The following is a 24,375-nucleotide window of genomic DNA, read 5'->3' on the forward strand; positions in this document are numbered from 1 at the left end:
TGTGGGTTACTTTGAATAAACTGTTCGAGCGTTTCCATTGTCTGAGAGGGTAGAGTTTGAGGCACACCCTCAGCCTACCATTTGTTCACATCCTATTTAGGCTGCCTGTATCATCGTGATGTGGATGAAACGCTCGTGATGGTTAGGCAACTTCTCGTAATCTTTGGTGTAGTGTTCGATCGCATAATTATCGACACAGTTTGGCTGCATGATGACGAATGTGATCGCCAATAAAAGTTGAAATGAAATAGTAGCTGTGATCGTAGTTGGGCTGCATTCGTAATGTTAGAGCTTGTCCGACTTTGGTGCAGGCTTGCTGGAAGCGATCGACCATCAGTTGATTCTCCAAAAATGAATCTGCACTTCCTTGATCGATTAAAATGGTGTGATTGAGTTGTGTTTTTGCGACCAGTTCGGTCGCGTCGTATTCACGCCATGCATCGCGATCGCTGCCCAAATAGCCGCTGAATGCTTTTTCTCCCCAAGGGCACTGTATTGGGGCGGCGATCGGCGCAAAAGCAGAAACTGACTGGTAGCGATCGGGATTACGCAAAGCGCAAATTAACGCGCCATGTCCGCCCATCGAGTGGCCGAAAATGCCTTGGCGATCGATGTTGGCGGGAAAACGTTCGGCAATCAAAGCGGGAAGCTCTGAGGTGACGTAGCTGTACATCTGGTAGTGCGATCGCCAAGGTTCTGCTGTCGCATCGACATAGAAGCCTGCGCCCGTTCCGAAATCCCAGTCGTCATCTTCTCCGGGAATTCCCGTATTGCGCGGACTCGTATCGGGTGCGACGAGCATAATTCCGTGTTGGGCGGCGAACTGTTGTGCTCCGGCTTTGACCATGAAGTTTTCCTCAGTGCAGGTGAGGCCAGAGAGGAAATAGAGGACGGGAACGGATTGCGATTGCGATTGCGGCGGCAGATAAACCGAAAAGCGCATATCACCGTTGCAGGTTTCAGAGCGATGACGGTAGAAGGCAATTGAGCCGCCAAAACAAGTAGATTGATTCGTTAATTCGATCGAGGTAGACACGAAAAACTCCTACGAATGTCGAGAACTGATGAAAATTTAGCAAAGTTGATGAGGGGCACTTTGAAAATAGAAAAGAATATGGGAATGTTAATAAGGATGAAGTTCGATCGCTTACGACAATGCTTAGTATTTACAGCCGTTCGATTCACGCTTCAATGGGAATTGCTCGCCACTATTACCTCAGCAAAGATGGCGATTTCGACAATTCAGTCGGTTGGACTTATACCGGAGTTGAATGGCGTGGAGAAATTGATTTGACACAGGAACAGCGCGATCGAATCGGCCATTATGCTGAAAAGTTTGGTGCATACAGCATTCTTTCCAATAACTGCGAAATGTTTGCCTGGTATGTCTTAACTGGAAAGCACTATTCCGGCCAAACTCAAGAAGTTTTTGTCGCTCAAGTTGGCGCGGCTTTGATTTCATTGGTTCAGCCTGTTTGTACAGTTCGCTCTCAGAAATATTTGCAGGTTGAACAGGCGATTTCACATCATCTAGAGAAAAACCTAGCAGAAGCAAGAAAACACAAACTGCTCGAAGATCAAGCAGCTCGTGATGCGTTTTGGGCAGCGCGTCATGCAGCTAGAACGTAACCACGCTGCGGATCGATTCGCCTCGGTGCATGAGGTCAAAAGCGTCGTTGATTTGATCGATCGCCATCGTATGGGTCACCAAGCTATCGATATCAATCTTGCCGTTCATGTACCAATCGACAATTTTGGGAACGTCCGTCCGGCCTTTTGCGCCCCCGAAGGCCGACCCGCGCCAAACGCGCCCCGTGACCAGTTGAAACGGACGGGTGCTGATTTCCTGTCCGGCTCCGGCCACGCCGATGATGATGCTTTCGCCCCAACCTTTGTGACAGCATTCGAGGGCTTGCCGCATGACGTTGACATTGCCGATGCACTCAAAGCTGTAGTCGGCTCCGCCTTTCGTTAAATCGACGAGATAGGGAACCAGATCGCCCTCGACTTCTTGAGGATTGACAAAGTGCGTCATGCCAAATTTTTCCGCGAGCGATCGCTTCGCCGGATTGAGATCTACGCCCACAATCATATTCGACCCGACCAGCCGCGCCGCCTGAATCACATTCAGCCCAATGCCGCCCAATCCAAACACGACGACATTTGCGCCCGGTTCGACTTTCGCCGTGTTGATCACCGCGCCGATTCCGGTCGTCACACCGCAGCCGATCAGACAGACTTTCTCAAACGGCGCATCCGATCGAATTTTGGCAACCGCAATTTCCGGTAAAACCGTGTAGTTGGCAAACGTTGACGTGCCCATGTAGTGATGCAGCATTTCGCCGCCTGCGGAAAATCGGCTGGTTCCGTCGGGCATGAGTCCGCGTCCCTGGGTCGATCGAATGGCCTGACACAAATTCGTTTTGCCGCTGAGACAGTATTCGCAGTTGCGGCATTCGGGTGTGTAGAGCGGAATTACGGAGTCACCGACCTTCAGTGATTTCACGTCCGCACCGACTTCCACGACGACTCCGGCTCCTTCATGGCCGAGAATGGCCGGAAATAGACCTTCTGGATCGGCTCCCGATAGCGTGTAGGCATCGGTGTGGCAAACGCCCGTCGCTTTAATTTCGATTAAAACTTCTCCGGCTTTGGGCGGTTCAAGCTCGACGGTTTCAATGCTGAGCGGTTTTCCGGCTGCGTGGGCGACTGCCGCTTTCACCTTCATGGGGCGTAACCTTTCAATGACTGTTCATGACTTCAACAGTGTATCAAGGCGATCGCCCGACGGATATTACGTTTCATCGCTCCAGATAGATTGGTAAACCGCGATCGCGCCTTCATAATGTTGAGATGAAGTATTCCGTGAAATTCTGGGCTTGGTCGCTAGCTTTGCTCACCGGAGGTCTCGCTGCCCTTTTGCTGCTGTGGACTGCGCCTGCTCAAGCTCAGCGCGTTGAAATTCCGAATCGCTCGCAATCCGTCAACATTCAAACGTTTCTGGCAGATCTGGCGGAGGCGCAAATTGTCTACCTGGGTGAAACGCACGATAGTCCTGCTGATCATGCGGCTCAGCTTGAAATCATTCGATCGCTCCATCAGCAAAATCTGCAATTGGCAATTGGCATGGAGATGTTTCAGCAGCAGTTTCAGTCGGTGATCGATCGCTATCTTGCCGGAGAAATTACTGAAGAAGAACTCCGCGAACAAACCGAATTCGATTCGCGCTGGGGATTTGATTGGGAATTTTATGCACCGATTTTGCGCTATGCCCGCGATCGACAAATTCCCGTGATTGCGCTGAATGTGCCGACTGAAATTACGCGGCAGGTAGCGCAAGGTGGATTGGAAAGCTTGAGTGAGAGCGATCGCGTCCAAATTCCACCTGCTTCAGAGATTCGCACAGACAATTTGCAATATCGCCAAATGGTGCAGGAAATTTACGATCAATTTCATCAGGGACATGGCGTCAGTGATGGCTTTGAGAATTTCTTTTTGGCACAAGTGCTGTGGGATGAAACGATGGCGACCAATGTCGCGAACTTCGCTCAATCTCACCCAAACTATCAGGTGGTCGTGCTGGCGGGACAGGGACATCTTGTGTTTGGATATGGCATTCCCGATCGCGTTCAGCGACGACTCGGAACGGTGGAGCAGCGATCGATCCTGCTCAATTCCAGTCCAGAAGCCCAACAAGAACCCAACATTGCCGATTACTTTTGGTTTAGTGAATCTGACATTGAATCGCCACAACCCCCTCTGTAAATAGGCTTTAGAACATAGCTGAAAAAGACAAGAATCGGAACCAACCACATACCCCTGATAATGTTCCATCTACCGGAATTGTTAGGACAAAGTAAACTGCTGAGTGCAGCAAGTATGAAGCCTGCAATCAACAAATAAACCAGTGAGGCTCCTATGTAGCAAAGAAAAAGATTGAGAGCGCTTCCGATAATGCAACCAACAACAGAGAGCCAAATACCGTAAATTTCTATTGCAAGGAGAAGGCCAGCATCGCCCCGCCTAGCCCTGGCCGGATCAGTATAGACCAACAAGCAAGGGAGCGCACCACCGATAATTGCTCCAAAAAACCATCCAGCGATCGCCGCAATGATTGGAAAGAAAACATCTTGCGTCGTCATGGCTTTACTCTGAGATTTTACAATCAGAATAAAGAGAATTTCAATTAGTCAAAATTGCCGACTGTGACAGTTTTTCGACTGGTGTTTTTCTCACGCTAAAGGTTTTTGAACGGCCAGCCCGATCGCACGGGGAAAATCTTTTGGTGTCGGCGCAACTTTCCGTAAATAGAGACAGTGACGAATGGAATAGGTGAGCGGGGTTTCAAACATTTCGATCGATTCCAGTTTGCCGCCCAACAAAGGTAAAGCTTTTTCGATCGCGTCCGCTTCTTCTGCTGTCCACTGGCCGCGATACAAAATTGCCGTGCCACCGACTTTCAGCAGCGGCAGGGCATATTCGGCGCAGGCAACAGCGGCGGCGACGGCTCGAATCGTTGCCAGATCAAAGCGATCGCGCCACAGTCGGCCAACGGTTTCGACGCGATCGCAGCGGGTTTTCACCTGTGGCAGGTTGAGCGATCGCGCCAGCGTTTCGAGGAAAGTAACTTTTTTGCGGGTCGAGTCGAGGAGCGTGACTTGCCAGCTAGGACAGGCGATCGCGATCGGCAAACCGGGAAAGCCTGCGCCCGTGCCGATGTCGATGACCTGCAAATCATTCTGGTTGCGAAAAGGGGCAATGCCGCGCAGCGAATCCCAGAGGTGCTTCTCCCAGAAGTCGATCGGTTCGGTGACGCGAGTGAGATTAAGCTGACGGTTGCCTGCGAGAATTTCGGCGTAAAGCTGCTGAAACTGCTGAAGCATGGCCGCGTCGGGCTGCCAGTTGATCGATTCCTGCCAAACGTCGAGCAGGTCGGGCAGCGACTCAACAGCGCTCATTTGGCGGCGACGGAGGTGAGTTCGGCAGGCTCAACGGCTTGCAGTTCGCCGTGATGAAGCGTCCAGCAGCGATCGGCAATTTCGAGGAGATCGCTCGCGTCATGCGTCACGATCAGCAAGCTCCACTGCGTCTTAAGCTGAGCCAGCAGCCGAATCACCTGTCGCCGCATTGACCAGTCGAGTCCGGCTGTTGGTTCATCGAGCAGCAGCAAAAACGGCTGGCGAATTAACTGCACGGCAAGAGCGAGACGGCGTTGCTGACCACCGCTGAGCGATTGAGGCGCGGTTTGCAAGGGCAGATGGCCGAGGCCGACAGCAGACATGGCTTGCTCTACTCGGTCTTTCGTCAGTTCCGGGTGGCCGAGCCGCAGTTCGTCCAAAATGGTGCCGCAGCAAAAATGGCGTTCGGGAAATTGAAAGACCAAGCCGCCAAGCTGCTGAAGATGGTCGGGCGTCAGTTCTTGGTCGCGCCAGTGAATTGTGCCTGACGTTTTTGCCGCAAGTCCGGCCAGAATTTCGAGAAGCGTACTTTTGCCTGACCCGCTGGGACCGACGATCAATCCCAACTGCTGCGGGGCGAGTTCGAGGCTGATGGATTTGAGGATGGCGATCGGTGTCGCGGCGGGATGATAGGTCAGGTTGTTCAAATAGAGCATTCAGACGGCATCAACAGGCAGAGTGATTCCATTGTGACAAATTCGCAATCCAAAAAGTAGATCGATTGCCCAAGTTCACCTGAAGCGATCGCACCCGATACAAACACAAATTCGTCATTGTCCTTAGAATCAATAGAAAGCCAATACTTGTGGAGGTGGCGAGTGAAGATTGTTTGGGAACGCAGCGTCTACATCGGCAATGCCCCGGTCTTCTGCACCATTTGCGATCGCCGCTCCTATCCGGTTAAGGTTCACGGTCAACTGCTGCTCGCCGTCATCTACGATCAGCAAGGCGTTTTTCAAGGTGAAGTCTGCCGAAGCTGCGTGGCGTGTGGCTCAGAAGGCATCAAAGCCCGACTGCAAGAGCGGATTTCGGCGTTGCAGGCCAAAACGATCGAACTTCAAGCCCTTGCCCAAACCGACATTGAAACGCCCAGCCTCGAAGAAGAATTTCACGTCCACCGACCCTACGGCAACGAAATGACAGGCTGAAGCAAAGCGGTCAGCTTTCACATCGCTTCACAAATTGTTTCTCAAGTAAATTTGCGAGGTCGCGATCGCGCCGGAAATGGCTGTACTACAGGTTGTGCGATCGTCTAACTTGGGAATCCTACGGCAGCTTGATCTCCCTGACTTGTGGGAGAGTAGGAGTTAGGGTTCATCTACCTGCGGTCATGATTTGCATTAATCCGCATTGCTTTCAACCCGACCATCCCGGCAACGATGGCAATCGCCACTGTCAAAGCTGCGGCGCAGAATTGCTGCTGCAAAATCGCTATCGCGTCGTGCGGCTGATCAGCGACAGAAGCGGCTTTGGGCGCGTGTATGACGCGATCGATCTGCAAAACCGCGCTCAGCCGAAAATTCTCAAAATTCTCAAAGAAGTTCACAGCACCAATCCCAAAGCGGTCGAACTGTTTCGCCAAGAAGCGATCGTTTTGAGTCAGTTGCATCATCCGGGCATTCCCGCGATCGAGCCGGACGGCTATTTTCAAGTGCATCTGCCGGATTTGCCCGACCCGCTGCACTGTTTGGTGATGGAAAAAATTGATGGGCCAAATTTGCGCGAATGGATGCAGCAGCAGGGCAACAATCCGATCGGCGAAAAGCAAGCGCTCAACTGGCTGATGCAGCTTACTGAAGTGCTGCATCAGGTGCATCAAAAAAACTATTTTCATCGCGACATCAAGCCGGAAAATATTATGTTGCGATCGAACGGTCAGCTTGTGCTGGTCGATTTTGGCGCGGCTCGCGAAATGACCTACACCTATCTGGCGCAGCTTGGCGGCGGATCGAGCGGCGTCACCCGCATCAGTTCAGCCGGATACACGCCACCGGAACAAGAGCAGGGGCAGGCTGTGCCGCAGTCGGATTTTTACGCGCTCGGTCGCACGTTTATCTATTTGCTCACAGGCAGACAGCCCAGCGATCAAGCGGTTTATGACTCGCTGCACAACCAGTTTCACTGGCGCGAACATGCTCCCCATCTCTCGCCGCAGTGGGCAGATTTGATCGATCGCCTGAGCGCCCCCAAAGCCGTCGATCGCCCCAACAACACGCAGGAAATTCTCGACGCTCTGGTACAGGTGGCTCGCAGTCCCAATCGCGTCGCGGCGTCCAACGCCACCACCGTATTGCCCTCATCAAGATCGTCCCTGCCCGTCACGCAGGTCGAAAAAGAAAAGCCGCCTGTCGATCGCCGCTGGATTGTCGGTGGAGCGATCGCGCTGGTGTTGAGTTTGGGTGGCGTCAGTCTGTGGCAGTTCACGCAGCATCAGCAGTCGGTCGTCACCGTCAACAGTTTGCGTCCGGTGCGATCGCTCGCAGGCCACACAGGTTTCATCAACTGCCTTGCCATCAGTCCCGACGGACAATCGCTGATGACAGGCAGTGCTGACTTCACGATTCGGCTGTGGAATCTGGCAACCGGACAAACGATTCGCACCCTGCAAGGTCATCAAACTTTTGTGAATGCGATCGAAACCACCCCCAACGGTCGCACTTTGATCAGCGGCGATGCCGATGGCGAAATTAAGCTGTGGAATTTGGCGACCGGACAGGCGACTCGCAGCTTGCAAGCTCATGCCCGACCCGTGAACGCGATCGACATCAATCCCAACGGCAGCACGATCGCAACGGGTAGCGCAGATAACACCGTCAAGCTGTGGAACACCGCAACCGGAACGGTGATTCACACACTGAGCGGACATTCTAGCTCGGTGAATGCGATCGATTTCAGTCCCGATGGCAAGCTGATCGTCAGCGGCAGCGCGGACAATACCGTCAAGCTGTGGGATGTCGCGACGGGCAACGAGCGGCGCACCTTCAGCGGCCACACGGGGTATGTCAACGCTGTGCTGTTCAGTCTGGATGGCAAAACCTTGATTAGCGCCAGTGCCGACAACACGATTAAAGTTTGGGACACCGAAACCGGGCAAATTCTGCGGACGCTGACCGGACACACCAGCTTCGTCAACTCGATCGATCTGCAAATCAACGGCAAAACCTTGATCAGCAGCGGCGCAGACGAAACGATTCGCCTGTGGAATCTCGAAACCGGAACGGAAATCCGCAAGCTCACCGCTTCAGACGATATGCGGATCGACTACTTCGCCATCAGTTCCGACTGGAAGACGATCGCGACGGGAAGAGGCACGACTGCGATCGAAGTGTGGGAATTGCCTCGCTAGCTCAAATCAAACGCATTCGGCAAATAGTGCTGCAAGTGCAACTGGTTCGATCGCACACTCACCAGCGCCACGTCAAATCGACAGGTGCAGTCTGCCCACTGCGGACGATCGGCCAAAAATAGCTGGGCGGCCTGCACCAGTTTGGCTTGCTTCTGCGGCGTGATTGCCAGCAGACCGTCTGCGTCCCAATTGCCGCCACTGCGAGCTTTGACTTCAACAAAGGCGATCACAGGAATCGGCTGCATCTGACGAGCGACGAGATCGAGTTCGCCCCATCGACAGCGCCAGCGGCGGAATTCGATCGCCCAGCCCTGCGCGATCAGCCAGTCAGCAACCAGGGTTTCGGCGGCAATTCCCAATTCGCCCGTCGATTTTGCCAAGCGGTACTCCTGTTCACAACACGTAATGCCAAGCAGGGCAACAGTTTCCGGTACTATTCACAGTAGAACATAGCAGTGATGGAGTGGTGATCGAGGGAGCGAATATGACTGACCAATTGAAAAGCGGGTTGCGCCGTTTGCTGATGGTGCTGCTTTGTGTCGGGCTGCTTTGGGGCGGGCTGTTCTGGCAGGGGCTGTCTTGGAACGAAAGAGGATCGATCGCGCAGGCAGCAGACTACAATCGCGAAGCTTTGCTTGAACATGATTTTTCTAATCAAGATTTGACTGATTCGAGCTTCACCAAAGCCAACCTGCGCCAAAGCGACTTTAGCAACAGCAATTTGCAGGGCGTCAGCTTCTTCGGGGCAAATCTGGAGCGAGTGAACTTCACGAACGCCAATTTGACCAATGCCACGCTCGACAGTGCTCGACTGGTCGATGCCAATCTCACCAACGCCGTTCTCGAAGGCGCATTCGCGTTTAATGCCCAGTTCGATCGCGCTTCGATCGAAGGAGCCGATTTCACCGATGTCTTGTTGCGTGACGATGTGCAGCAAAAGCTGTGTCAGTCTGCCAAAGGTACAAATCCCACAACCGGACGCGATACGGCAGAAACGCTAGAGTGCTTTTAGATTTTTGGCTTTTTCTAGTCGTTTGGTGGGTTCAGATATGTTTGTTGAAAGCGAATTTCGATGCCAACTTCTTCGAGAAAATTATCTGGAGAACTCGCAATTTTTCTATCAGCGAATTCTTAGATATCCCGCTTTTTCCAGAAGGGATTGTCCTTCATCGGAGAGCAAGAAGTTTGCATAAGTCTCACCAACTTGCTGTTCAAGCTGACCGTTTTGCTTGATCACAACATAAAGCGTATTCTTTAGCTCACTCGGATATGCTCCGCTTGCAAAAGCGGCAAGATTGACTTGATTCCTTTGAGAAAAACATTGAGGTGAAGAAATTAACGGCTCTTTGTATGGGGTAATTGTTTGATTGGGAGTAGTCGCGATCGCCAACACTTTGACCGTACATTGTGGCACGGCTAAGGGTGCAGCAACGACTGCAAAACTTCCGGGTGTTTCTGCAACTTTGCGAATTAATTCGAGTGGAGTTGTGAGGGTTTGAAGATTGCTGTTAGCAGTCGATCGCGCCTCGATCATGTCAGAATTCACATCGCGATCGAACTGCTGAATGGGTAGATCGGGACCGCCAATTTGCCGCCAGTTGGTGATTGAACCAGAGCGAATCGCATTGATTTGATCCAGTGTGATTGAGGAAACAGGCAGCGATGGATTAACAGCAACCACATCAAAACTACTAGCAACAGGAATAAGTTTTAGCTGAATTCCCTGGCTGGCGAGTGTTTGCAGCACTTCGTTGGAAGGCAGCCGAGACGCGAGAGAAAATGCGGTTTTCCCTTGCGTCAGCAGCTCAATTCCTGACTGTGTAGAAGGAGCAACGCCGTCTTGCTGCACATAGTTCAAGCGAAACTCAGGTCTTGCCTTTTGAATTTCGAGATCGACAGTTCCACGAATCGTTGCCCAAGTCGTACTGCCGCCATAATTAAATGTCCCATTCGGCACATTTTGCACTTGTGAAAATCTTTCAACGGGGCTAGAAGGAGTATCGATCGAACTGGTTGCTTGCCGCGATTGTTGGGGCGCGATCGAGGAGGCAATCACATCTCTAAAAGACCAAACTGCCAAGCCAACAATGCCGAGCGTTGCAAAAAGCGATAGAAGCAATACGCGCATTTCCTTCTTGCCAGTCATTGGAAATTCCTCTGCATCAACTTCAACATCGTTATTATGACTCAGAGCCTATCTTCACCAAAGATTTACTCATTTTCTGAAGGCGATCGAAACAGGTTGAAGGCAAACTGATATTGCTCAGCAGCTTTGAGGGTGTACTGGCTGGTCGTTCAATCCCATCCGATCGCCGCCTCCGTCATTTGGTAAGATCGATCGCGTGTCATGGATAACCCTTAAAATCACGAATACGCACTGGGAAGCCGAGCTAATGCAGCAAATGCTAGCCGCTCATGACATTCCGGCGCGAGTGGTCAGTCAAGGCGTTCCTCACTTTGGCTGCGGTTCTGCGGCTTGTCTTCAGGTTTTAGCCAAAGACCAGTGGACAGCCCTTTTGCTGCTCAGCCCGATCGAGGAGGAAACCAGCCTCGACCGTGATCCGTAGCGTTTTCAAAACAATCCCCCATCCCATTAACCCCTATGTCTCTGTTTGACTGGTTTGCAAATCGGCGGAAATCAGGTGCAGCGCAGGTCGATCGCCAAGAACGTGAAATTGCCGACGGACTGTGGAGCAAGTGCCAAGCTTGCAACGCCATGACCTACACCAAAGATTTGCGATCGAATCAGATGGTGTGTCCTGAATGTCAAAATCATGCCCGTGTGTTTAGCGATGAGCGGATTCGGCAACTGATTGACGCGAACACTTGGCGATCGCTCTCGGATGAACTGTGCCCGATCGATCCGCTGGGCTTTCGCGATCGGAAAGCGTATGTCGATCGCCTGCGCGACTTTCAGGAAAAAACCGGACTGACGGATGCCGTCCAAACCGGACTCGGCCAGCTTGACGGCTTGCCTGTTGCTTTGGGCGTGATGGACTTCCGCTTTATGGGCGGCAGCATGGGGTCGGTGGTGGGCGAAAAGCTGACGCGATTGATCGAGCGGGCAACCTGGGAAAGACTACCTGTGCTGATTGTCTGTGCGTCTGGGGGAGCCAGAATGCAAGAAGGCATGTTGAGCCTGATGCAAATGGCGAAAATTTCCGGTGCGCTAGAGCGTCACCGCGAAGCCAGCCTGCTCTACATTCCAATTCTCACCAATCCGACAACCGGAGGCGTGACGGCGAGTTTTGCGATGCTGGGCGACATCATCATTGCTGAACCGCAGGCGACGATCGCATTTGCCGGACGGCGCGTCGTCGAACAAACCCTGCGCGAAAAGCTGCCCGACGACTTCCAAACGGCGGAATATCTGCTCAATCACGGCTTTGTCGATGCGATCGTGCCGCGCACCCAGCTTAAGCAAACCTTGGCGCAACTGATTCGCCTCCATCAGCCCTACGCGCCGACTTCACATCTTCATGTGACGGATTTGCCCTTGACGCACTCAATTCCCGAAGAATCAAGCCTGTAGCGATCGCTAATTTGGTGCATCGCTTAACCCTCAATTCTTTAAGTGGTTCAAGTTGTCAAGCTGACCAAACTGCTGCCGCCCAGTCGAGTATCAATGCGCTGCATGAGGTCGGCTGGAATGCTTGCGCGGTTTGAACTCCGTTCGATCGATTGCTCATTCCGAAAATAAATTAAATGGCAATCAAACTGAAAGACATCAATGTAATAGCCAACCAAGCCTTGTGTGCTGCTCAGTAGTGCCAGCCAATCTAAAAAAGCGAAACCGATGTTGAAGAAAGTGTCATCGTCTAATAAAACTCGAAAACACAGTTGATTGCGATCGAGCGAACTTCTATGAGTTTGGGCAGAATCTTCTTCCCCAGTGCGTGGATGATGATTCGCAATAATATTTCTCCACTCTTCACCAAATTCAATCTCAAAGAAAGGATGCTCGATCGCCGCATCAAAATCGTAATCTTGCGATCGCGTCAGATAGTTCAAAGTATCAACAATCTGCGGCGATAAATTCGGTTTTAGGTCATAAATTAAGGCAACTTCAAATGCTGTTCCCATCAGATTAAGCTTTCTCTAGCGATCGCTTCCCATTCAATGCTTTCTTGAGCAAATCGGGAATTTGCGAGGGGCGATCGGCAACCGGAATTTTCGCCTGCTTCATGGCGGCAATTTTGCGATCGAACGTGCCCAAATCCGCATCAAAATCGGTAATTTGCGTGGTGATCACGGCGCTAGAATGTCCCATCACTTGCCGTCGAGGGGCGGTGCGTCCGGCGATGTAGGCAATCACAGGCTTGTCGATCGCCTCAGTAATGTACTTTGCGGCTTGTTCTTCGCTGTCACCGCCGATTTCGCCCACCAGGACGATCGCCTCGGTGCGCGAATCTTGCTGGAGGTGGTTTAGCCAGTAGTCGTAGGACGAGCCGAGGATTCGATCGCCACCGATGCTGATGGCGATCGATTGGCCTAAGCCTGCCTGCGTCAGCGTCAGCGCGACTTCATAAATTAAAGTTCCGCTGCGGCTGATCAGCCCGATCGAACCGGGCTTGTAGAATTCGGCGGGATGAATGCCGAGCAGCAGTTCTCCCGGCACGATGATCCCTGGTGAACTGGAGCCGATCACGATTGTTCCGGTCGCTTCGGCTTTGCGGGTAATGCGTACCATGTCGAGCGGCGGAACACTTTCGGTCACGATCACAAGCTGACGAATGCCTGCCGCCATTGCTTCGAGTGCGGCATCAAGGACGAGATAGGGCTGGACGAGAATCACCGAGGTGTCGATCGCGCCCACTGATTCGCTACCTTGGGTCTGCGAAGCAACCGCCTGCTCGACCATATCAAAGACGGGAATGCCGCCGATCGTTTCGCCGCGATGTCCCGGACTGATTCCGGCTGCGATCGGGGTTCCGTAGTTCAGCATCAGCGGCACATAGCGCGATCCCATCGGCTCCATCATGCCCTGAATCAAAATTTTGGAGGTGGTAAGGTTCATGACGGCTAGGCGAGCTTTGATTTGCTTAAGGAGACGACTTTGGCGATCGCATCATCCAAATGATTCAGCGTCGGCACTTCGATCGCCATCAGCATTTCCTGAGCCGAGGCGAATTCGTTGCCGACCAAGCGCACGATGATTTGCGGAGCGCGATGATTGTAGGGTTGACGCTGAAGGTAGCTGGCGATCGCGTTGGCAATGTCAAGGGCGGAAACGATGCTGCTGAGCAAATTCACCAAAATCACCTTCACGCCTTTCGCCTGCCTGAGCAGTTCAAGCCCCTGTTCGATCTGGATCTGAAGCTGTTCGGGTGACAGTCCGTAGCGGCCTTCGCGTCCCAGATTGACAAATCCTGCGGGTTTGCCTCCTGCTTTGTGAAGCAGATCGAGCGTTGCCATTGTCAGCCCTGCGCCGTTGCACAATACGCCGATATTGCCTTCCAGCGAAATGAAGTTGAGGATCGATCGCAGACTGGCGGGCGATCGCGTCGGCAGTTGGGCTTGCAGCGCGGACAGGTCGGGATGGCGACCCAAGGCTTCATCGTTGACCGTAACTTTGCCATCCAGCGCCATCACGTCGCCCGATCGACTCACACCGAGCGGATTGATTTCGATCAGGTCGAGGTCTTTGGCAACAAACAGGCGATACATCTTTTCGACGATCGCGCTGACCGACTGAATCAGTTCGCCTGACAAATTCATCTTCAAAGCCAAGCGACGGGCGTAGAACGACGAAAATTCCTGATCGACCTGCACCTGCTGTAGCTGCTGCATGGTCAAGTCGGTTTCGCTGCCGCCCGCGATCGATCCCAGCAAAAGCGGACAGCGCGTCGTGCGATCGAGCAGAACGGCGAGATAAAGCTCTTGCTGGGCGTCGTATTTGGCTTCGGCCAGCAGCACTTCGGGATATTGCCCCATGATCGGCAGATTGAAGATTGCTTGAGCGGCGGCGATCGCATCGATCGTGTTGGCGACGAACTTGACGCCGCCCGCTTTGCCACGTCCTCCGGTATAGACCTGCGATTTCAGCACGACCGGATAGGGAATTTTCAAGCCTTTGAGGTCGCGGCAGTGGTCAATTCGCTGTGAGGGCAAAACCGGAATGCCCATTTCGCGAAACAGCGCTTTGGCCTGATACTCTAGCAAGTCCATTTCATCTGCCGCCTACTCGTGTGTGCCCGCGATTCCCTGAACTTCCATGATGAAGCGATTCCGCAGAAGCGTCTACTGATAAAATTTCGGAGAGCGAAAATTCGGCGGCAGTGGCTTTAGCGATCCGGCAGCACTTCCGCATCAGTTTTGCTCGGTTGTGATGTGGGATCGATCGCCTTCATGTGATTGATTCGACAGTTCCCGCGCCTGCCACTCTTTTGCCACCAAATTGATGCCGTAGAAGCGCTGCCAGAAGCGATCGGTAAACCACGTCGGCAACACCTTGGTCATCAGAAATAAAAGAATCGTGCCGCCCGTTGCCGCCACGTAGCGCGGACGCGGACGGCGATCGCTCAACGCTTGAATAATCACATCGGCCACCCGTTCGCAACTCCAAGCGCGGCTGTTGACCTGGCGATCGAGATGCTCCAGTTTCGCAAAAGCGGGACGATACGGCGTATTGAGGGGGTCGGTAATTGCTTCTGCCACTGCCTGATTGACGACCGAGAAAAATTCTGTTTGCACTGGTCCCGGTTCCACCACGCTGACGCGAATTTTGAACGGCTCTAGCTCCATCCGCAGCACGTCGCCCAAACTTTCGAGCGCGAATTTGGACGCGCTGTACATGCCGCCAAACGGAAACGCCATGCGTCCGCCCAAAGAGCTAATCAAGATGATGCGTCCGCCGCCCTGCGATCGCATCGTCGGGATCAAGGCGCGAATCAGCGTCAGGGGGCCAAACACGTTCACCTTGAATTGCCGCTCGGTTGCCTCAGCGGGGATCAGTTCCACTGGCCCCATCTGTCCGTATCCGGCATTGCTGACGATCGCATCAACTCGGCCAAACTGCGCGATCGCTTTTGCGGCCAACGCCTGCACCTGCTCGGTCTGCGTCATGTCGGTGGGAACGACTAGCACTTCGGCTCCGGCTTTGCGGCAGTCGGCGGCAATTGCTTCGAGTCGATCGAAGCTCCGCGCTGCCAAAATCAAGCGAATGCCCGTGAAACGATTCGCCAGTCGCCGTGCCAAACCTGCACCGATGCCGTAAGATGCTCCGGTAATTAAAATGACTTGTTCTGCGATCCCCTGCGCCATAAAAATCAATCCGCTCGTATCAGAATTTCTCTACGCTCAATATAGAATTGCGCTTCGGGGATCGACACGCTTTCATGACCAACTGTTACATCTATCTGCACGGATTCGCCTCTAGTCCGCGATCGACCAAAGCGCAAGCGTTCGTTGACAGGTTTCGAGCGATCGATCTTCCCCTGCTGATCCCCGACCTCAATCAGCCCAGCTTCACCGACCTGACGCTGACGCGCCAAATTCAGCAAACGCAAATCCTGTTTCCGCCATCCCAGCCCGTAACGCTGATCGGGTCGAGCTTTGGCGGACTGACGGCGGCATGGCTCGCTCAGCAGCAAATGCAGGTCGATCGAATCGTTTTGCTTGCGCCCGCTTTCGGATTTCTAAGGCATTGGCTGCCACGTCTGGGATCGCAAACCGTTCAGGAGTGGCGATCGATCGGAACACTTTCGGTTTACCACTACGGCGAACAGCAGCAGATTCCCTTAAGCTACAAATTCGTTGAAGATGCCAGCCAGTACGACGAAAGCCAGCTTCAGCGATCGATCCCCACGTTGATTTTGCATGGCCGCAATGATGATGTGATCCCTGTGCAGGCAAGCCGCGATTTTGCGATCGATCGATCGTGGGTCAAACTGATTGAACTCGACAGCGATCACGCGCTAACTGATGTGATGCCGCAAATTTGGCAGGAAGTTTCCGCGTTTTGCAGCCTGTAAGCCAGTTCTTCACTCTGGCAGCGGGATCACGTTAATTCGACCCTGACAGGCAATCTTTTCAGGATCGATCGCCAGTTGCGCTAGCTGTACATCTGCGCCAAGATCGATCGTCCAGCCATCCAATTCTCGAAGCGGCAAACCGCGCTTTGCCTGAGCATGAGGCAACCACTGCGGCTGATCAAGCTGTAGCTGATGCCCATCTGTGACTTTTAATCCTGTCCGAATCGCGATCTCGGTTGGCGTTCCGCTCACAGAAATCAGATTTGCGCTGAGCGTAACCTGTCCTGCGCCAAGCTGAATTCGTAGCTGATCGAAGTTGAGATTATCAGCAGGTGCGTCGAGTAAATCCGCATCGCCCGATCGCAACAGCGTCACCAGAAATTCGCTGACGGCTTGAGCGAGGAGGGGCGATCGCAATGATGCATTCAAATCCGCCTCGGTAATCATCGCTTCTCCGACAACGGGCACAACTTCCAGCAGTCGCAGCGGCTTTCCTCGCACAACTTGCCGCAAATTCACGCGAATATTCGTGCCGCTCAGCCGAATCTGACTGAGATGTAAACCTTGATAGACGGCGTTTTCTGCCGCTACATTCACCTGCGGAACATAGCCGCCGAGCAATTGTCGATCGCCTCCTGCAATTTGCAACTCCAGCTTGTCGATTTGCTGAACTTGCGATCGCAGCCATAGCCGCAAAGCCGGAGTCAACACGCTGCCGAGAATGCGGCTGGATTTGGTGGAAGGAGAATCTGTCATTGCCCAACGCAGATGAATGAGCAAATCATGACATACCGCGATCCCCGCTTGATCCCCGAACTGCTAAAATGTCATGTTTTCCTGACATTGCGATCCCCGCAAACCTAGCAAAATCGTCAAACTGGCGCAAAATCAATATTTTTGTCTTCTTGACCATTTTGTAAAGTTTCTGCAAGAGTATGTCTATCGAGCTGATCCCCGTGCTCCCGAAAAGATTCTGCTCTCACATTGCGATCGCCGCGATCGCGTTTTGAAGGTTCCATCCTGGAGGTCTCAACCATGACCAAAGAACGTCCACCCCTAGAGGAAATGACGCTGAGGCAACTCCGCCGAGTCGCCAGCGAATGCGGCATCTCGCGCTATAGCCGAATGCGAAAAGATCAACTGCTTAGCTCGATTCAAGAAGTCCAGCGCACCCAGTTTTCGCCCGTCCCATCCCACAGCCCAGAGGTACAGCAAGAAGTGGAAGCCACAAAATTCGAGGTTGGTCAGTCCGAAGCGATCGCCCCGCCAGTCATGGCTTCTGAGCCAGTCATGGCAATGCTTGCGACCGTTGATGAAGACTTGGGCGAACTGCCAGAAGGCTATGGCGAAAGCCGCATTGTGCTGATGCCCCGCGATCCGCAATGGGCATATGCCTACTGGGACGTGACCAACGACCACAAAGAAGATTTGCGTCGGCAAGGCGGCTATCGTTTGGCCTTGCGCTTCTACGACGTGACCGACATCGACTTTGGCTACCAAACGCCGCACAGCGTTCAGCAGTATGAATGCGACGAAATGGCGCGGGAATGGTATCTGCCGATTCCGGTGAGCGATCGCGACTATGCCGCAGAAATTGGCTACATCTGCGGCGATGGTCGCTGGCTGATCTTGGCGCGATCGGCTCCGGTTCGCATTCCGCCCGTCTATCCCTCCGACTGGATCGAAGACACCTTCATCACAGTGGCATGGGAAGAATCGCTCGAAGGCAAAAAGTTTGTCGAACTTGTGCCGCCGAGCCGCCGCATGGCAGCAATGGCCGCAGGCAACGGTACGCGCACAGGCAACGCCATCTACGACGAAATCTTTGGCATGGCCGAATCGATCGAGGCGCAGCGCATCGCGGGATCGCTCTACGGTTCGATGCAGCAAGTTCCCCAGCAGGCGATTAGCTCGTTTGTCTTCCCCTCTGGCGTTGGCGGCTGGGCAATGCCGACCGCTTCCGGCATGGGCATGTCGGGCGTGGGCTTCTCCGCTTCGATGCCGCCAATCCGTCCGCGCCAGTTTTGGCTGGTGGCTGACGCTGAACTGATTGTTTATGGGGCAACGGAACCGGATGCGACCGTGACGATCGGCGGACGACCAATCAAGCTCAACCCCGACGGCACGTTCCGCTTCCAAATGTCGTTCCAAGACGGCCTGATCGACTATCCGATCATGGCCGTTGCCGCCGATGGCGAGCAAACGCGATCGATTCACATGAAGTTCAATCGTGAAACGCCAGAGCGCAACACCAACACCAAAGCTGAAGCCGTCACCGAATGGCTGGCCTAACCTGCTGGTTCACTTCACACACTGGATAGGGTAAAGCTTCCCCCGACTGACCATCGGGGGATTTTTGTCGGGGATCGATCGTGTTAGGTTCAGGTAAAACTCTCAGCGATAACGCCATGACCCCGCAAGACATCACAAAAACCCTGACCAACCTGTTCGGCGCAGAAGTGCAGGTGGCCGAGCCGGAATCCTGGCAGGTCGAAAATGACGGACTGCGACTGCTCGTGTTGCTCTCGGAAGATCAAAGCTGGCTGCGATCGCTCGTTTCGATCACCTCTGCTCAAGAGGCCGAACCGTTTCTCGGTCAGTTGCTCGAAGCGAATTTTGACGAAACGCAAGAAGCCCGCTACGCCATCTATCAGGGCGTGTTGTGGGGCGTGTTTCAGCACAGCGCGCAAAGCCTGACTGGAGAAGATTTTGAAGCGGCGATCGCTCAACTGATTGCGCTTCAGCAGCGCGGCCTGTCGCCCAGTTTTAATCAGCTTGCCGAAGCGCAAATTCGCCAAATTATTCTTACCGCCAAGCTGCAAGGCCAGTCGCTTGAAGCCACCATGCAGATGCTCGATCGACTGTATGAAGAAGGCGTGATGGGCGATGTTGACCTGCCTGCCGCTCAGCGCGATCAGGTATTGGGCGCGTGGCGCTATCAGCTAGAGCGTTTGTGGAACGAGGTGGAGACGTTTGGGGAAGAGTGATCGAAAATAGAATGAACAAGCAATGCGATCGACGCTTATGAACCTGTTGCGCGGCATCACCAAAAGTTTGTTTCTGCTGATTTTACTAAGCTTGCTGGCCTTTGTTTACATTGGCTTGCAGGGAGCTGCTTGAATTCGTTGTGCAGGCACATCCGCCTGAGTGCGATCGTCTCGGTCAGGATAGAGATGACCTTTGTGTTGGGGCTGCTATGAAGAAGCGCAATTTGTTGATTTATGCGATCGCCGCAGTCCTCACCGCAGTCGGAATCGGCATGGCGGCAACCAATCCAGCACCAGAAGCATACGACGACTACGCGACAAAGCAGCTTACTGTCTACCTCAAAGACAACGCCTGCACGCAAGCTCCAAACGTGCTCGGCGATTTTCTTCAGGCTCAGTGTGCGGCAATTCTAGACGACAACCAGGAACAGCTCAGGCGCTTGATTGCCAACAACACCGATCGCCAAAACTGGCTGCTGCTGAGCGTTTACAAAACCGATTTGTCCGTCAGCGATCTCCTGCCGTCCTACCGTTTCGAGACGATCGGCGTGTTTGGCAACCTCTACACCTACAAAGCGGAGCAGCAGTGAAAACTGTTCCTCATTCTGCCTTCCTCACTTCTGCCTGCTGCCAATCCTCGATCGCCACCCAAGCGCCATCCTGCTGCAAAGAAGCAGTTAGTGCTGCGAGAATTTGCACCAGTTCCGCGCCGACCCAGCCGGAAGAAGTTGGTGAAGGCTGGTTGTGCTGAATGCAGGCGAGAAAGTGATCGCACACCTGCCAGAGCGGTTCGGTTTGAGCAAACGACAGCGCGTCCAGTGAAGCCCTCACTTCCCCCTCACTCGGCAACCAGCGCAACACAGCCGAATCCAGTTCGTCAAAAATCAGCGTGCCGCGATCGCCCACGATGCCCATTCGTCGCTGCTTATCCGGATTGCTCCAGCACAAATGCAGTGTCGCCCCAAAGCCGCTCGGATATTCCAGCTTCACCCAGGCAAGATCGGCGCGATCGGATCGCCAGCTTTGCGCTTGTGCTTGGACGCGAATCGGACGCGATCGCAGCCAGAAATTAAAAATGCTCAAATCGTGAATCGCCAAATCCCACAGCACATCGACATCTTGTCGAATCGGAGCGGGATGGGTGCGCGTCGCATAGCCGTAGCGCAAGCGGCCAAGCTGCGGAATTTGCTGTTGTCCCTGCTGAATCGCGGGATGAAACAGGTAGGTGTGATCGACCACAAGCTGCCGCTGTTGGCGATCGCTCAGTTCACACAGCCGCCTCGCCGCTTCAGGATGTAAGGTCAGCGGTTTTTCAGCTAGTACGTGCAATTTTTGCGTCAGAGCCGCTTCAATCAGCGCTTCATGCAGGCTGGCAGGCGTGACGATCGCCACCGCTTCCAGATTCGGCGTGTGCAGTACCTGCAGCCAATCGATCGATCGCTGTATGCTGGCAGCAAGCTGGAAATCGTCCGCGACGGCTGTGAGGCGATCGGCGTTTGGGTCAGCGATCGCCACGACTTGCGCGTGTGGATGCGCCAAAAAATTCCGCAGCAGATGCACGCCCCAGCGACCTACGCCCAAAACGGCCAGCTTCACAGGCGGCATCCACGCTATCCTGCTTCAGCGAGCAGTTTCAGGTAGGCCGCTTGCGCGGCGGCTTGTTCGGCGGCTTTCTTGGATGCGCCGCTGCCACTGCCTAACGGTCGCCCCTGAAGCCAAACTTCTGCCCGAAAGCGTTCTGCGTCGTTGTGAATTTTGTTGATTTCTTCCAGCCGATATTCCGGTGCGGCTTTGAAGTGTGCGCCCGTCCATTCTTGCAGCGCTCCTTTGTAGTTTTGACGGGCAGGATCGTTGCGAACCACTTCGGCGATCGGCGCAAACTGTCCATCGAGCCAAGGATGAACCAGCGACAAATCCTGCGTACTCAAGAACAACGCCCCCAGCACCGCTTCAAACGCCGCTGCCGATCGTGTCTCTTGTCCGGTTGGGTCAGCGATCGCGCTATTCGACATCAGCAAATAGCGATCGAGACCGTAGGAATCCGCAATTTTTGCCAGGACGCGATCGCTGACTAAGATCGCGCGAATTGCCGATAGCTCTCCGGCTTTTGCCTCCGGATAGGTTTTGAACAAGAACTGAGCAGCCGCCAGCTTCACAACCGCATCCCCGACAAATTCCAGTTCTTCGTAGTTGGCTTCGCTCGAAAAGGTTGCGTGCGTAAGGGCGCGATCGAGCAAGCTCCAATTGATTCGAGCCGTGTCAGACAGTCCCAGCTTTTGCACAAACTGCCCAAGCTGCTTTTGACGACGAAAATCTTGCATCAATTCATTCAACGACAAATCATGAATAGTGGAAAGAGGCGGACATAAGCCGGGTTCTGTTCTGACATTGAGTTGCCCCATGCCAGGGCAGTTATCTATCTCGAACATCTGTTACCAAATGTCTCTAGCGGATGCACAGGAATTGCTTCCTGCTCGGAACGGGAAAACGACCAACCCTTGTTCCTTCGACCTTACTCCCCACCGGGGTTTACCGAGCCAGCACCTCTCGATGCTGCTGGTGCGCTCTTACCGCACCTTTGCACCCTTACCCGAAGGCGGTATGTTTCTGTGGCACTATCCTCACGATCGCTCGCACTGGACGTTATCCAGCAGGTGTGGTCGTTCGGGAGACCGGACTTTCCTCAGGCTTGCGCCCGCAACTGCCTCGCCTCCTCTTTCCATGATCCAGTCTAGTCAACTTCGGCAGATTAGATGCGTTTTCAAGCTGCTGAGGAGTTGAGATGTGAGCCTACGTTTCCAGTTCTTTCCTAATTCTTTGCATGGATCGGCAGCTCAATACAAAATTCTGTGCCTTTTCCCCACTGAGAATTGCAGACGATCGATCCGCCATGTCTTTCAATAATTTGATAGCTAATTGCAAGGCCAAGTCCCGTGCCTTTGCCAACGGGTTTGGTGGTGAAAAACGGATCGAAAAGATGCGATCGAATGTCCTCCGTCATTCCCAACCCGTTATCGGCAATGCGAATTTGGATCGAGGCTGCTGACGCGATCGAGGTTTGAATCGTGATTTGGTTGGGCTGCGTTGCAAGCTGCTGACCTGCCGTAATCAATTCGCAGGTGGTACGTTCTTCGAGGGCATCGATCGCATTGCTAATCAAATTCATAAATACTTGATTAAGCTGTCCGGCAAAGCAGTCAATCAGCGGCAATTTGCCATAGTTTTTGATAATTTGAATGCCTGCATCGGTGCCGTTGGGTTTGAGGCGATGCTGAAGAATCATCAGCGTATTGTCGATGCCTTGGTGAATGTCAGCGAGCTTTTTCTCGGTTTGGTCGGCTCGCGAAAAGTTTTGCAGCGATAAAACAATTTGACGAATGCGTTCCGATCCGACTTTCATCGAGCCGAGAATTTTGGGAAAGTCTTCTTTGATAAAGTCCAGATCAACCCTGTCGAGAACGGCCTGCGTGCGATCGCTCGGCTGCGGACATTGTTCTTGATAGGCCGCGATCACCGCAAACAGATCTTGTGCGTAGCTGGTGGCGTGGCTGAGGTTGCCGTAGATGAAGCTGACGGGATTATTAATTTCGTGTGCAACTCCGGCCACAAGCTGACCGAGCGATGACATTTTCTCAGTTTGCACAAGCTGACTTTGAGCCTGCTGGAGGTCTTGGAGTGCCTGCGCGAGTTCGTTGGCGGTTTGCTCAAGCTGGCGAGCTTGCGCTCTGGCAGTGGCGGCGGCGACGCAGCTTTGCTCATACAGTTCCGCTTGCTGAATGGCGATCGCTGCTTGGTCGGCCAACTGCTGAAGCAAGTCGATTTCAAAGTCTTCCCAGTGGCGCGGAGCGCGGCACTCGTGAGCGATCAGCAATCCCCACACCTGACCGAGCATCCGAATCGGCACGACCAGATTCGCCTTGACCTGCATCGCTCGCAGCAGTCCTTTGTGGCAGTCGGCAATGTCAGATTCTTCGAGGTTGTCGATCGCACGGACGCGCCCTTCGAGATATTGCTGGCCGCTTTCTTCGGGAAAGCAGTTGTCCTGGTAGGTGTTGCCCAAGACGCGCTGCCAAGGTTCCAAGACAGACTCGACGACCACTTCGCCCACCCACTCTTGATCAAAGCGGTACATGACAACGCGATCGGTATCAAACAGCGATCGCACCTCGTCCACAATCGTTTGCAGAACAGTTTGCGGATTGAGCGAACTGCGAATTTCGTCGGTGATTTGCTTGAGAACTCTGGCAAGCACCAGCGATCGACGCAGTTCGGCGGTTTGCTCTTGCACCTGCTGCTCCAAGCTGGCGTTTAAGGCTTGTATCTGCTTATAGAATTGCTGCTGCTTCATCGAAAAATCAAACTCGTCCATCACGGGATCGGCATCCAGGTGGTTCCAAGGTTGTTGCATCTGTTGTCGCTGGCGGAGGGCGGCGCGCGTGTTGCGATCGCGGAGTTTTCCTAAATCAAGCTGCTGCTGCTCATCAAGCAAATCTTCTCGCCGCATAAATTCGACGATGATTTCTGACAAGAGCGACTCGACCTGGATCATTTCGCCGCCGAGCCACTGATGAATTTCAGTTTCTTCGGGTGCAAATTCGATGCATTCGAGTGTGTAGTGGCGGAACTCGCGGATTTTCCTCAGTAAATCTACAAGTTGCGCCGGGCATTCACAGGCAATAACGTTCGCAGTTTCGCAAATAATTTGAAGCTGCGCGTCTGAAAAATCGGAGTTGAGTGACATCGCGGGCGTCGATCGAATCCGTCAAAGCAATTCAGCAGAGTTTAGCAAGGGTCAGCGACAATCAAAAACCGCTGACGTAGATACATCCTTAGGCTAGAACAGGCGCGGCGGACGAGCCACGATCGCTAGACTTAATTTTTCTTCACCGTAACGACGAGCGTGAACTTAGACGCTCTGTCCCAGGGCGGAAATTGTGTAAACAATTCATGTATAAGATAATACCCAACATTGCAAGTCATTACAATTGCGAACTTGTGACAAAGTTTACGAGCTTCTGATGAAATTGTAAGGCGATTGCACGACTTTGTGCGATTTTGCGCTTAGGGATACTGCTTGCTACGGATGTTGTTGTTTTGCACACCGATATGCT

Annotated in this window: 27 protein-coding genes and 1 other RNA gene; 11 read left to right on the forward strand and 17 right to left on the reverse strand. The window is 53.3% G+C overall.

All coding sequences use genetic code 11. The features are described 5' to 3' along the window. Positions 1–187: 187 nt before the first annotated feature. Positions 188–1,036, reverse strand: coding sequence for an S-formylglutathione hydrolase (gene fghA / locus H6F67_RS02560; RefSeq protein WP_190763037.1), 849 nt, complete (start codon positions 1,034–1,036; stop codon positions 188–190). 119 nt (positions 1,037–1,155) lie between these two features. On the opposite strand from fghA, the gene H6F67_RS02565 reads away from it, so the two are divergent. After that, a complete protein-coding gene (locus H6F67_RS02565) occupies positions 1,156–1,629 on the forward strand; it encodes an NC domain-containing protein (protein ID WP_190763039.1) in 474 nt (157 codons plus the stop codon). Here the strand turns inward: H6F67_RS02565 and H6F67_RS02570 are convergent. Then, positions 1,619–2,728 carry an S-(hydroxymethyl)glutathione dehydrogenase/class III alcohol dehydrogenase gene (locus H6F67_RS02570; protein ID WP_190763041.1) on the reverse strand — a complete coding sequence of 370 codons (1,110 nt, stop codon included), beginning with the start codon at positions 2,726–2,728 and terminating at the stop codon, positions 1,619–1,621. The two genes, H6F67_RS02565 and H6F67_RS02570, sit on opposite strands and share 11 nt — an antisense overlap. A 125-nt stretch (positions 2,729–2,853) precedes the next feature. Here H6F67_RS02570 and H6F67_RS02575 point away from each other — a divergent pair, with 125 nt between their 5' ends. Then, positions 2,854–3,765, forward strand: coding sequence for a ChaN family lipoprotein (locus H6F67_RS02575; protein WP_190763043.1), 912 nt, complete (start codon positions 2,854–2,856; stop codon positions 3,763–3,765). Here the strand turns inward: H6F67_RS02575 and H6F67_RS02580 are convergent. The 3 genes from H6F67_RS02580 to H6F67_RS02590 form a co-directional block, all read right to left on the reverse strand. Then, the gene (locus H6F67_RS02580) at positions 3,714–4,142 is read right to left on the reverse strand and encodes a hypothetical protein (protein WP_190763045.1); all 429 of its coding nucleotides are present in this window, start codon (positions 4,140–4,142) and stop codon (positions 3,714–3,716) included. The genes H6F67_RS02575 and H6F67_RS02580 overlap by 52 nt on opposite strands. Before the next feature lie 90 nt (positions 4,143–4,232). Next, on the reverse strand, positions 4,233–4,958 hold the full coding sequence (gene rsmG / locus H6F67_RS02585; protein WP_190763047.1) for a 16S rRNA (guanine(527)-N(7))-methyltransferase RsmG: 726 nt from the start codon (positions 4,956–4,958) through the stop codon (positions 4,233–4,235). Continuing rightward, positions 4,955–5,614 carry an ABC transporter ATP-binding protein gene (locus tag H6F67_RS02590; protein ID WP_190763049.1) on the reverse strand — a complete coding sequence of 220 codons (660 nt, stop codon included), beginning with the start codon at positions 5,612–5,614 and terminating at the stop codon, positions 4,955–4,957. Before H6F67_RS02590 ends, rsmG begins: the two co-directional genes overlap by 4 nt. Before the next feature lie 162 nt (positions 5,615–5,776). On the opposite strand from H6F67_RS02590, the gene H6F67_RS02595 reads away from it, so the two are divergent. Together H6F67_RS02595 and H6F67_RS02600 are read left to right on the forward strand one after the other, a co-directional pair. After that, on the forward strand, positions 5,777–6,106 hold the full coding sequence (locus H6F67_RS02595) for a hypothetical protein (protein WP_190763051.1): 330 nt from the start codon (positions 5,777–5,779) through the stop codon (positions 6,104–6,106). A gap of 182 nt (positions 6,107–6,288) precedes the next feature. Beyond that, positions 6,289–8,304, forward strand: a complete 2,016-nt coding sequence (locus H6F67_RS02600; protein ID WP_190763053.1) for a serine/threonine-protein kinase — start codon at positions 6,289–6,291, stop codon at positions 8,302–8,304. Here the strand turns inward: H6F67_RS02600 and H6F67_RS02605 are convergent. Next, positions 8,301–8,684, reverse strand: a complete 384-nt coding sequence (locus H6F67_RS02605) for a YraN family protein (RefSeq protein ID WP_190763055.1) — start codon at positions 8,682–8,684, stop codon at positions 8,301–8,303. The genes H6F67_RS02600 and H6F67_RS02605 overlap by 4 nt on opposite strands. Positions 8,685–8,788: 104 nt before the next feature. Here H6F67_RS02605 and H6F67_RS02610 point away from each other — a divergent pair, with 104 nt between their 5' ends. After that, positions 8,789–9,316 carry a pentapeptide repeat-containing protein gene (locus H6F67_RS02610; RefSeq protein ID WP_242020459.1) on the forward strand — a complete coding sequence of 176 codons (528 nt, stop codon included), beginning with the start codon at positions 8,789–8,791 and terminating at the stop codon, positions 9,314–9,316. 108 nt (positions 9,317–9,424) lie between these two features. Here the strand turns inward: H6F67_RS02610 and H6F67_RS02615 are convergent, their stop codons facing one another. Then, positions 9,425–10,450: a PstS family phosphate ABC transporter substrate-binding protein gene (locus H6F67_RS02615; RefSeq protein ID WP_190763057.1), complete on the reverse strand. Its 1,026-nt coding sequence runs from the start codon at positions 10,448–10,450 to the stop codon at positions 9,425–9,427. A 196-nt stretch (positions 10,451–10,646) separates the two neighbouring features. On the opposite strand from H6F67_RS02615, the gene H6F67_RS02620 reads away from it, so the two are divergent. Both H6F67_RS02620 and accD read left to right on the forward strand, forming a co-directional pair. Continuing rightward, positions 10,647–10,871, forward strand: coding sequence for a hypothetical protein (locus tag H6F67_RS02620; RefSeq protein ID WP_190763059.1), 225 nt, complete (start codon positions 10,647–10,649; stop codon positions 10,869–10,871). Positions 10,872–10,906: 35 nt separating this feature from the next. After that, entirely contained in the window at positions 10,907–11,836 is a 930-nt protein-coding gene (accD, locus tag H6F67_RS02625; protein WP_190763061.1) for an acetyl-CoA carboxylase, carboxyltransferase subunit beta, read from the forward strand. Between the two features lie 47 nt (positions 11,837–11,883). Here accD and H6F67_RS02630 read toward each other — a convergent pair whose 3' ends face one another. The 4 genes from H6F67_RS02630 to H6F67_RS02645 form a co-directional block, all read right to left on the reverse strand. Beyond that, the gene (locus H6F67_RS02630; protein WP_190763063.1) at positions 11,884–12,387 is read right to left on the reverse strand and encodes a hypothetical protein; all 504 of its coding nucleotides are present in this window, start codon (positions 12,385–12,387) and stop codon (positions 11,884–11,886) included. A gap of 4 nt (positions 12,388–12,391) precedes the next feature. Beyond that, positions 12,392–13,321 (reverse strand): CoA-binding protein, encoded by a 930-nt coding sequence (locus H6F67_RS02635; RefSeq protein WP_190763065.1) that lies wholly within the window; start codon positions 13,319–13,321, stop codon positions 12,392–12,394. Between the two features lie 5 nt (positions 13,322–13,326). Then, on the reverse strand, positions 13,327–14,472 hold the full coding sequence (locus tag H6F67_RS02640) for a succinate--CoA ligase subunit beta (RefSeq protein WP_190763067.1): 1,146 nt from the start codon (positions 14,470–14,472) through the stop codon (positions 13,327–13,329). Between the two features lie 141 nt (positions 14,473–14,613). Then, positions 14,614–15,567 (reverse strand): SDR family oxidoreductase, encoded by a 954-nt coding sequence (locus H6F67_RS02645; protein ID WP_190763069.1) that lies wholly within the window; start codon positions 15,565–15,567, stop codon positions 14,614–14,616. Between the two features lie 74 nt (positions 15,568–15,641). On the opposite strand from H6F67_RS02645, the gene H6F67_RS02650 reads away from it, so the two are divergent. Next, positions 15,642–16,277, forward strand: coding sequence for a YqiA/YcfP family alpha/beta fold hydrolase (locus H6F67_RS02650; RefSeq protein ID WP_190763071.1), 636 nt, complete (start codon positions 15,642–15,644; stop codon positions 16,275–16,277). Positions 16,278–16,286: 9 nt separating this feature from the next. Here H6F67_RS02650 and H6F67_RS02655 read toward each other — a convergent pair whose 3' ends face one another. Together H6F67_RS02655 and H6F67_RS02660 are read right to left on the reverse strand one after the other, a co-directional pair. After that, complete coding sequence (locus H6F67_RS02655) at positions 16,287–17,033, reverse strand: DUF2993 domain-containing protein (protein ID WP_190763073.1); 747 nt, start codon at positions 17,031–17,033, stop codon at positions 16,287–16,289. 116 nt (positions 17,034–17,149) lie between these two features. Then, positions 17,150–17,296, reverse strand: coding sequence for a hypothetical protein (locus tag H6F67_RS02660; RefSeq protein ID WP_190763075.1), 147 nt, complete (start codon positions 17,294–17,296; stop codon positions 17,150–17,152). A 16-nt stretch (positions 17,297–17,312) separates the two neighbouring features. Here H6F67_RS02660 and H6F67_RS02665 point away from each other — a divergent pair, with 16 nt between their 5' ends. The 3 genes from H6F67_RS02665 to H6F67_RS02675 all read left to right on the forward strand — a co-directional run bounded on the left by H6F67_RS02665 (position 17,313) and on the right by H6F67_RS02675 (position 19,854). Further along, the gene (locus H6F67_RS02665; RefSeq protein ID WP_190763077.1) at positions 17,313–18,569 is read left to right on the forward strand and encodes a DUF4912 domain-containing protein; all 1,257 of its coding nucleotides are present in this window, start codon (positions 17,313–17,315) and stop codon (positions 18,567–18,569) included. Positions 18,570–18,685: 116 nt separating this feature from the next. After that, entirely contained in the window at positions 18,686–19,264 is a 579-nt protein-coding gene (locus H6F67_RS02670) for a hypothetical protein (RefSeq protein WP_190763079.1), read from the forward strand. Positions 19,265–19,473: 209 nt separating this feature from the next. Next, positions 19,474–19,854, forward strand: a complete 381-nt coding sequence (locus tag H6F67_RS02675) for a DUF4359 domain-containing protein (protein ID WP_190763081.1) — start codon at positions 19,474–19,476, stop codon at positions 19,852–19,854. Between the two features lie 10 nt (positions 19,855–19,864). Here the strand turns inward: H6F67_RS02675 and H6F67_RS02680 are convergent, their stop codons facing one another. The 4 genes from H6F67_RS02680 to H6F67_RS02695 all read right to left on the reverse strand — a co-directional run bounded on the left by H6F67_RS02680 (position 19,865) and on the right by H6F67_RS02695 (position 24,005). After that, positions 19,865–20,869, reverse strand: coding sequence for a Gfo/Idh/MocA family protein (locus H6F67_RS02680; RefSeq protein WP_190763083.1), 1,005 nt, complete (start codon positions 20,867–20,869; stop codon positions 19,865–19,867). 5 nt (positions 20,870–20,874) lie between these two features. Then, positions 20,875–21,585 (reverse strand): ribonuclease III, encoded by a 711-nt coding sequence (gene rnc, locus H6F67_RS02685; protein ID WP_190763085.1) that lies wholly within the window; start codon positions 21,583–21,585, stop codon positions 20,875–20,877. A 30-nt stretch (positions 21,586–21,615) separates the two neighbouring features. Beyond that, positions 21,616–21,981: RNase P RNA component class A (gene rnpB, locus H6F67_RS02690), an RNA gene on the reverse strand. 92 nt (positions 21,982–22,073) lie between these two features. Further along, positions 22,074–24,005 carry a sensor histidine kinase gene (locus H6F67_RS02695; protein ID WP_190763086.1) on the reverse strand — a complete coding sequence of 644 codons (1,932 nt, stop codon included), beginning with the start codon at positions 24,003–24,005 and terminating at the stop codon, positions 22,074–22,076. Positions 24,006–24,375 lie beyond the last annotated feature (370 nt).

Source organism: Microcoleus sp. FACHB-1515 (genome assembly GCF_014696105.1).
Taxonomy (GTDB): Bacteria; Cyanobacteriota; Cyanobacteriia; order Elainellales; family Elainellaceae; genus JAAUTJ01.

Coding starts and splice junctions, on each gene's coding strand:
- H6F67_RS02565 (WP_190763039.1), top strand. CDS start 1,156: ATGCTTAGTATTTACAGCCGTTCGATTCACGCTTCAATGGGAATTGCT.
- H6F67_RS02570 (WP_190763041.1), bottom strand. CDS start 2,728: ATGAAGGTGAAAGCGGCAGTCGCCCACGCAGCCGGAAAACCGCTCAGC.
- H6F67_RS02575 (WP_190763043.1), top strand. CDS start 2,854: ATGAAGTATTCCGTGAAATTCTGGGCTTGGTCGCTAGCTTTGCTCACC.
- H6F67_RS02580 (WP_190763045.1), bottom strand. CDS start 4,142: ATGACGACGCAAGATGTTTTCTTTCCAATCATTGCGGCGATCGCTGGA.
- rsmG (WP_190763047.1), bottom strand. CDS start 4,958: ATGAGCGCTGTTGAGTCGCTGCCCGACCTGCTCGACGTTTGGCAGGAA.
- H6F67_RS02590 (WP_190763049.1), bottom strand. CDS start 5,614: ATGCTCTATTTGAACAACCTGACCTATCATCCCGCCGCGACACCGATC.
- H6F67_RS02600 (WP_190763053.1), top strand. CDS start 6,289: ATGATTTGCATTAATCCGCATTGCTTTCAACCCGACCATCCCGGCAAC.
- H6F67_RS02610 (WP_242020459.1), top strand. CDS start 8,789: ATGACTGACCAATTGAAAAGCGGGTTGCGCCGTTTGCTGATGGTGCTG.
- H6F67_RS02615 (WP_190763057.1), bottom strand. CDS start 10,450: ATGACTGGCAAGAAGGAAATGCGCGTATTGCTTCTATCGCTTTTTGCA.
- accD (WP_190763061.1), top strand. CDS start 10,907: ATGTCTCTGTTTGACTGGTTTGCAAATCGGCGGAAATCAGGTGCAGCG.
- H6F67_RS02630 (WP_190763063.1), bottom strand. CDS start 12,387: ATGGGAACAGCATTTGAAGTTGCCTTAATTTATGACCTAAAACCGAAT.
- H6F67_RS02635 (WP_190763065.1), bottom strand. CDS start 13,321: ATGAACCTTACCACCTCCAAAATTTTGATTCAGGGCATGATGGAGCCG.
- H6F67_RS02640 (WP_190763067.1), bottom strand. CDS start 14,472: ATGGACTTGCTAGAGTATCAGGCCAAAGCGCTGTTTCGCGAAATGGGC.
- H6F67_RS02645 (WP_190763069.1), bottom strand. CDS start 15,567: ATGGCGCAGGGGATCGCAGAACAAGTCATTTTAATTACCGGAGCATCT.
- H6F67_RS02650 (WP_190763071.1), top strand. CDS start 15,642: ATGACCAACTGTTACATCTATCTGCACGGATTCGCCTCTAGTCCGCGA.
- H6F67_RS02655 (WP_190763073.1), bottom strand. CDS start 17,033: ATGACAGATTCTCCTTCCACCAAATCCAGCCGCATTCTCGGCAGCGTG.
- H6F67_RS02660 (WP_190763075.1), bottom strand. CDS start 17,296: ATGGAACCTTCAAAACGCGATCGCGGCGATCGCAATGTGAGAGCAGAA.
- H6F67_RS02665 (WP_190763077.1), top strand. CDS start 17,313: ATGACCAAAGAACGTCCACCCCTAGAGGAAATGACGCTGAGGCAACTC.
- H6F67_RS02670 (WP_190763079.1), top strand. CDS start 18,686: ATGACCCCGCAAGACATCACAAAAACCCTGACCAACCTGTTCGGCGCA.
- H6F67_RS02675 (WP_190763081.1), top strand. CDS start 19,474: ATGAAGAAGCGCAATTTGTTGATTTATGCGATCGCCGCAGTCCTCACC.
- H6F67_RS02680 (WP_190763083.1), bottom strand. CDS start 20,869: ATGCCGCCTGTGAAGCTGGCCGTTTTGGGCGTAGGTCGCTGGGGCGTG.
- rnc (WP_190763085.1), bottom strand. CDS start 21,585: ATGCAAGATTTTCGTCGTCAAAAGCAGCTTGGGCAGTTTGTGCAAAAG.
- H6F67_RS02695 (WP_190763086.1), bottom strand. CDS start 24,005: ATGTCACTCAACTCCGATTTTTCAGACGCGCAGCTTCAAATTATTTGC.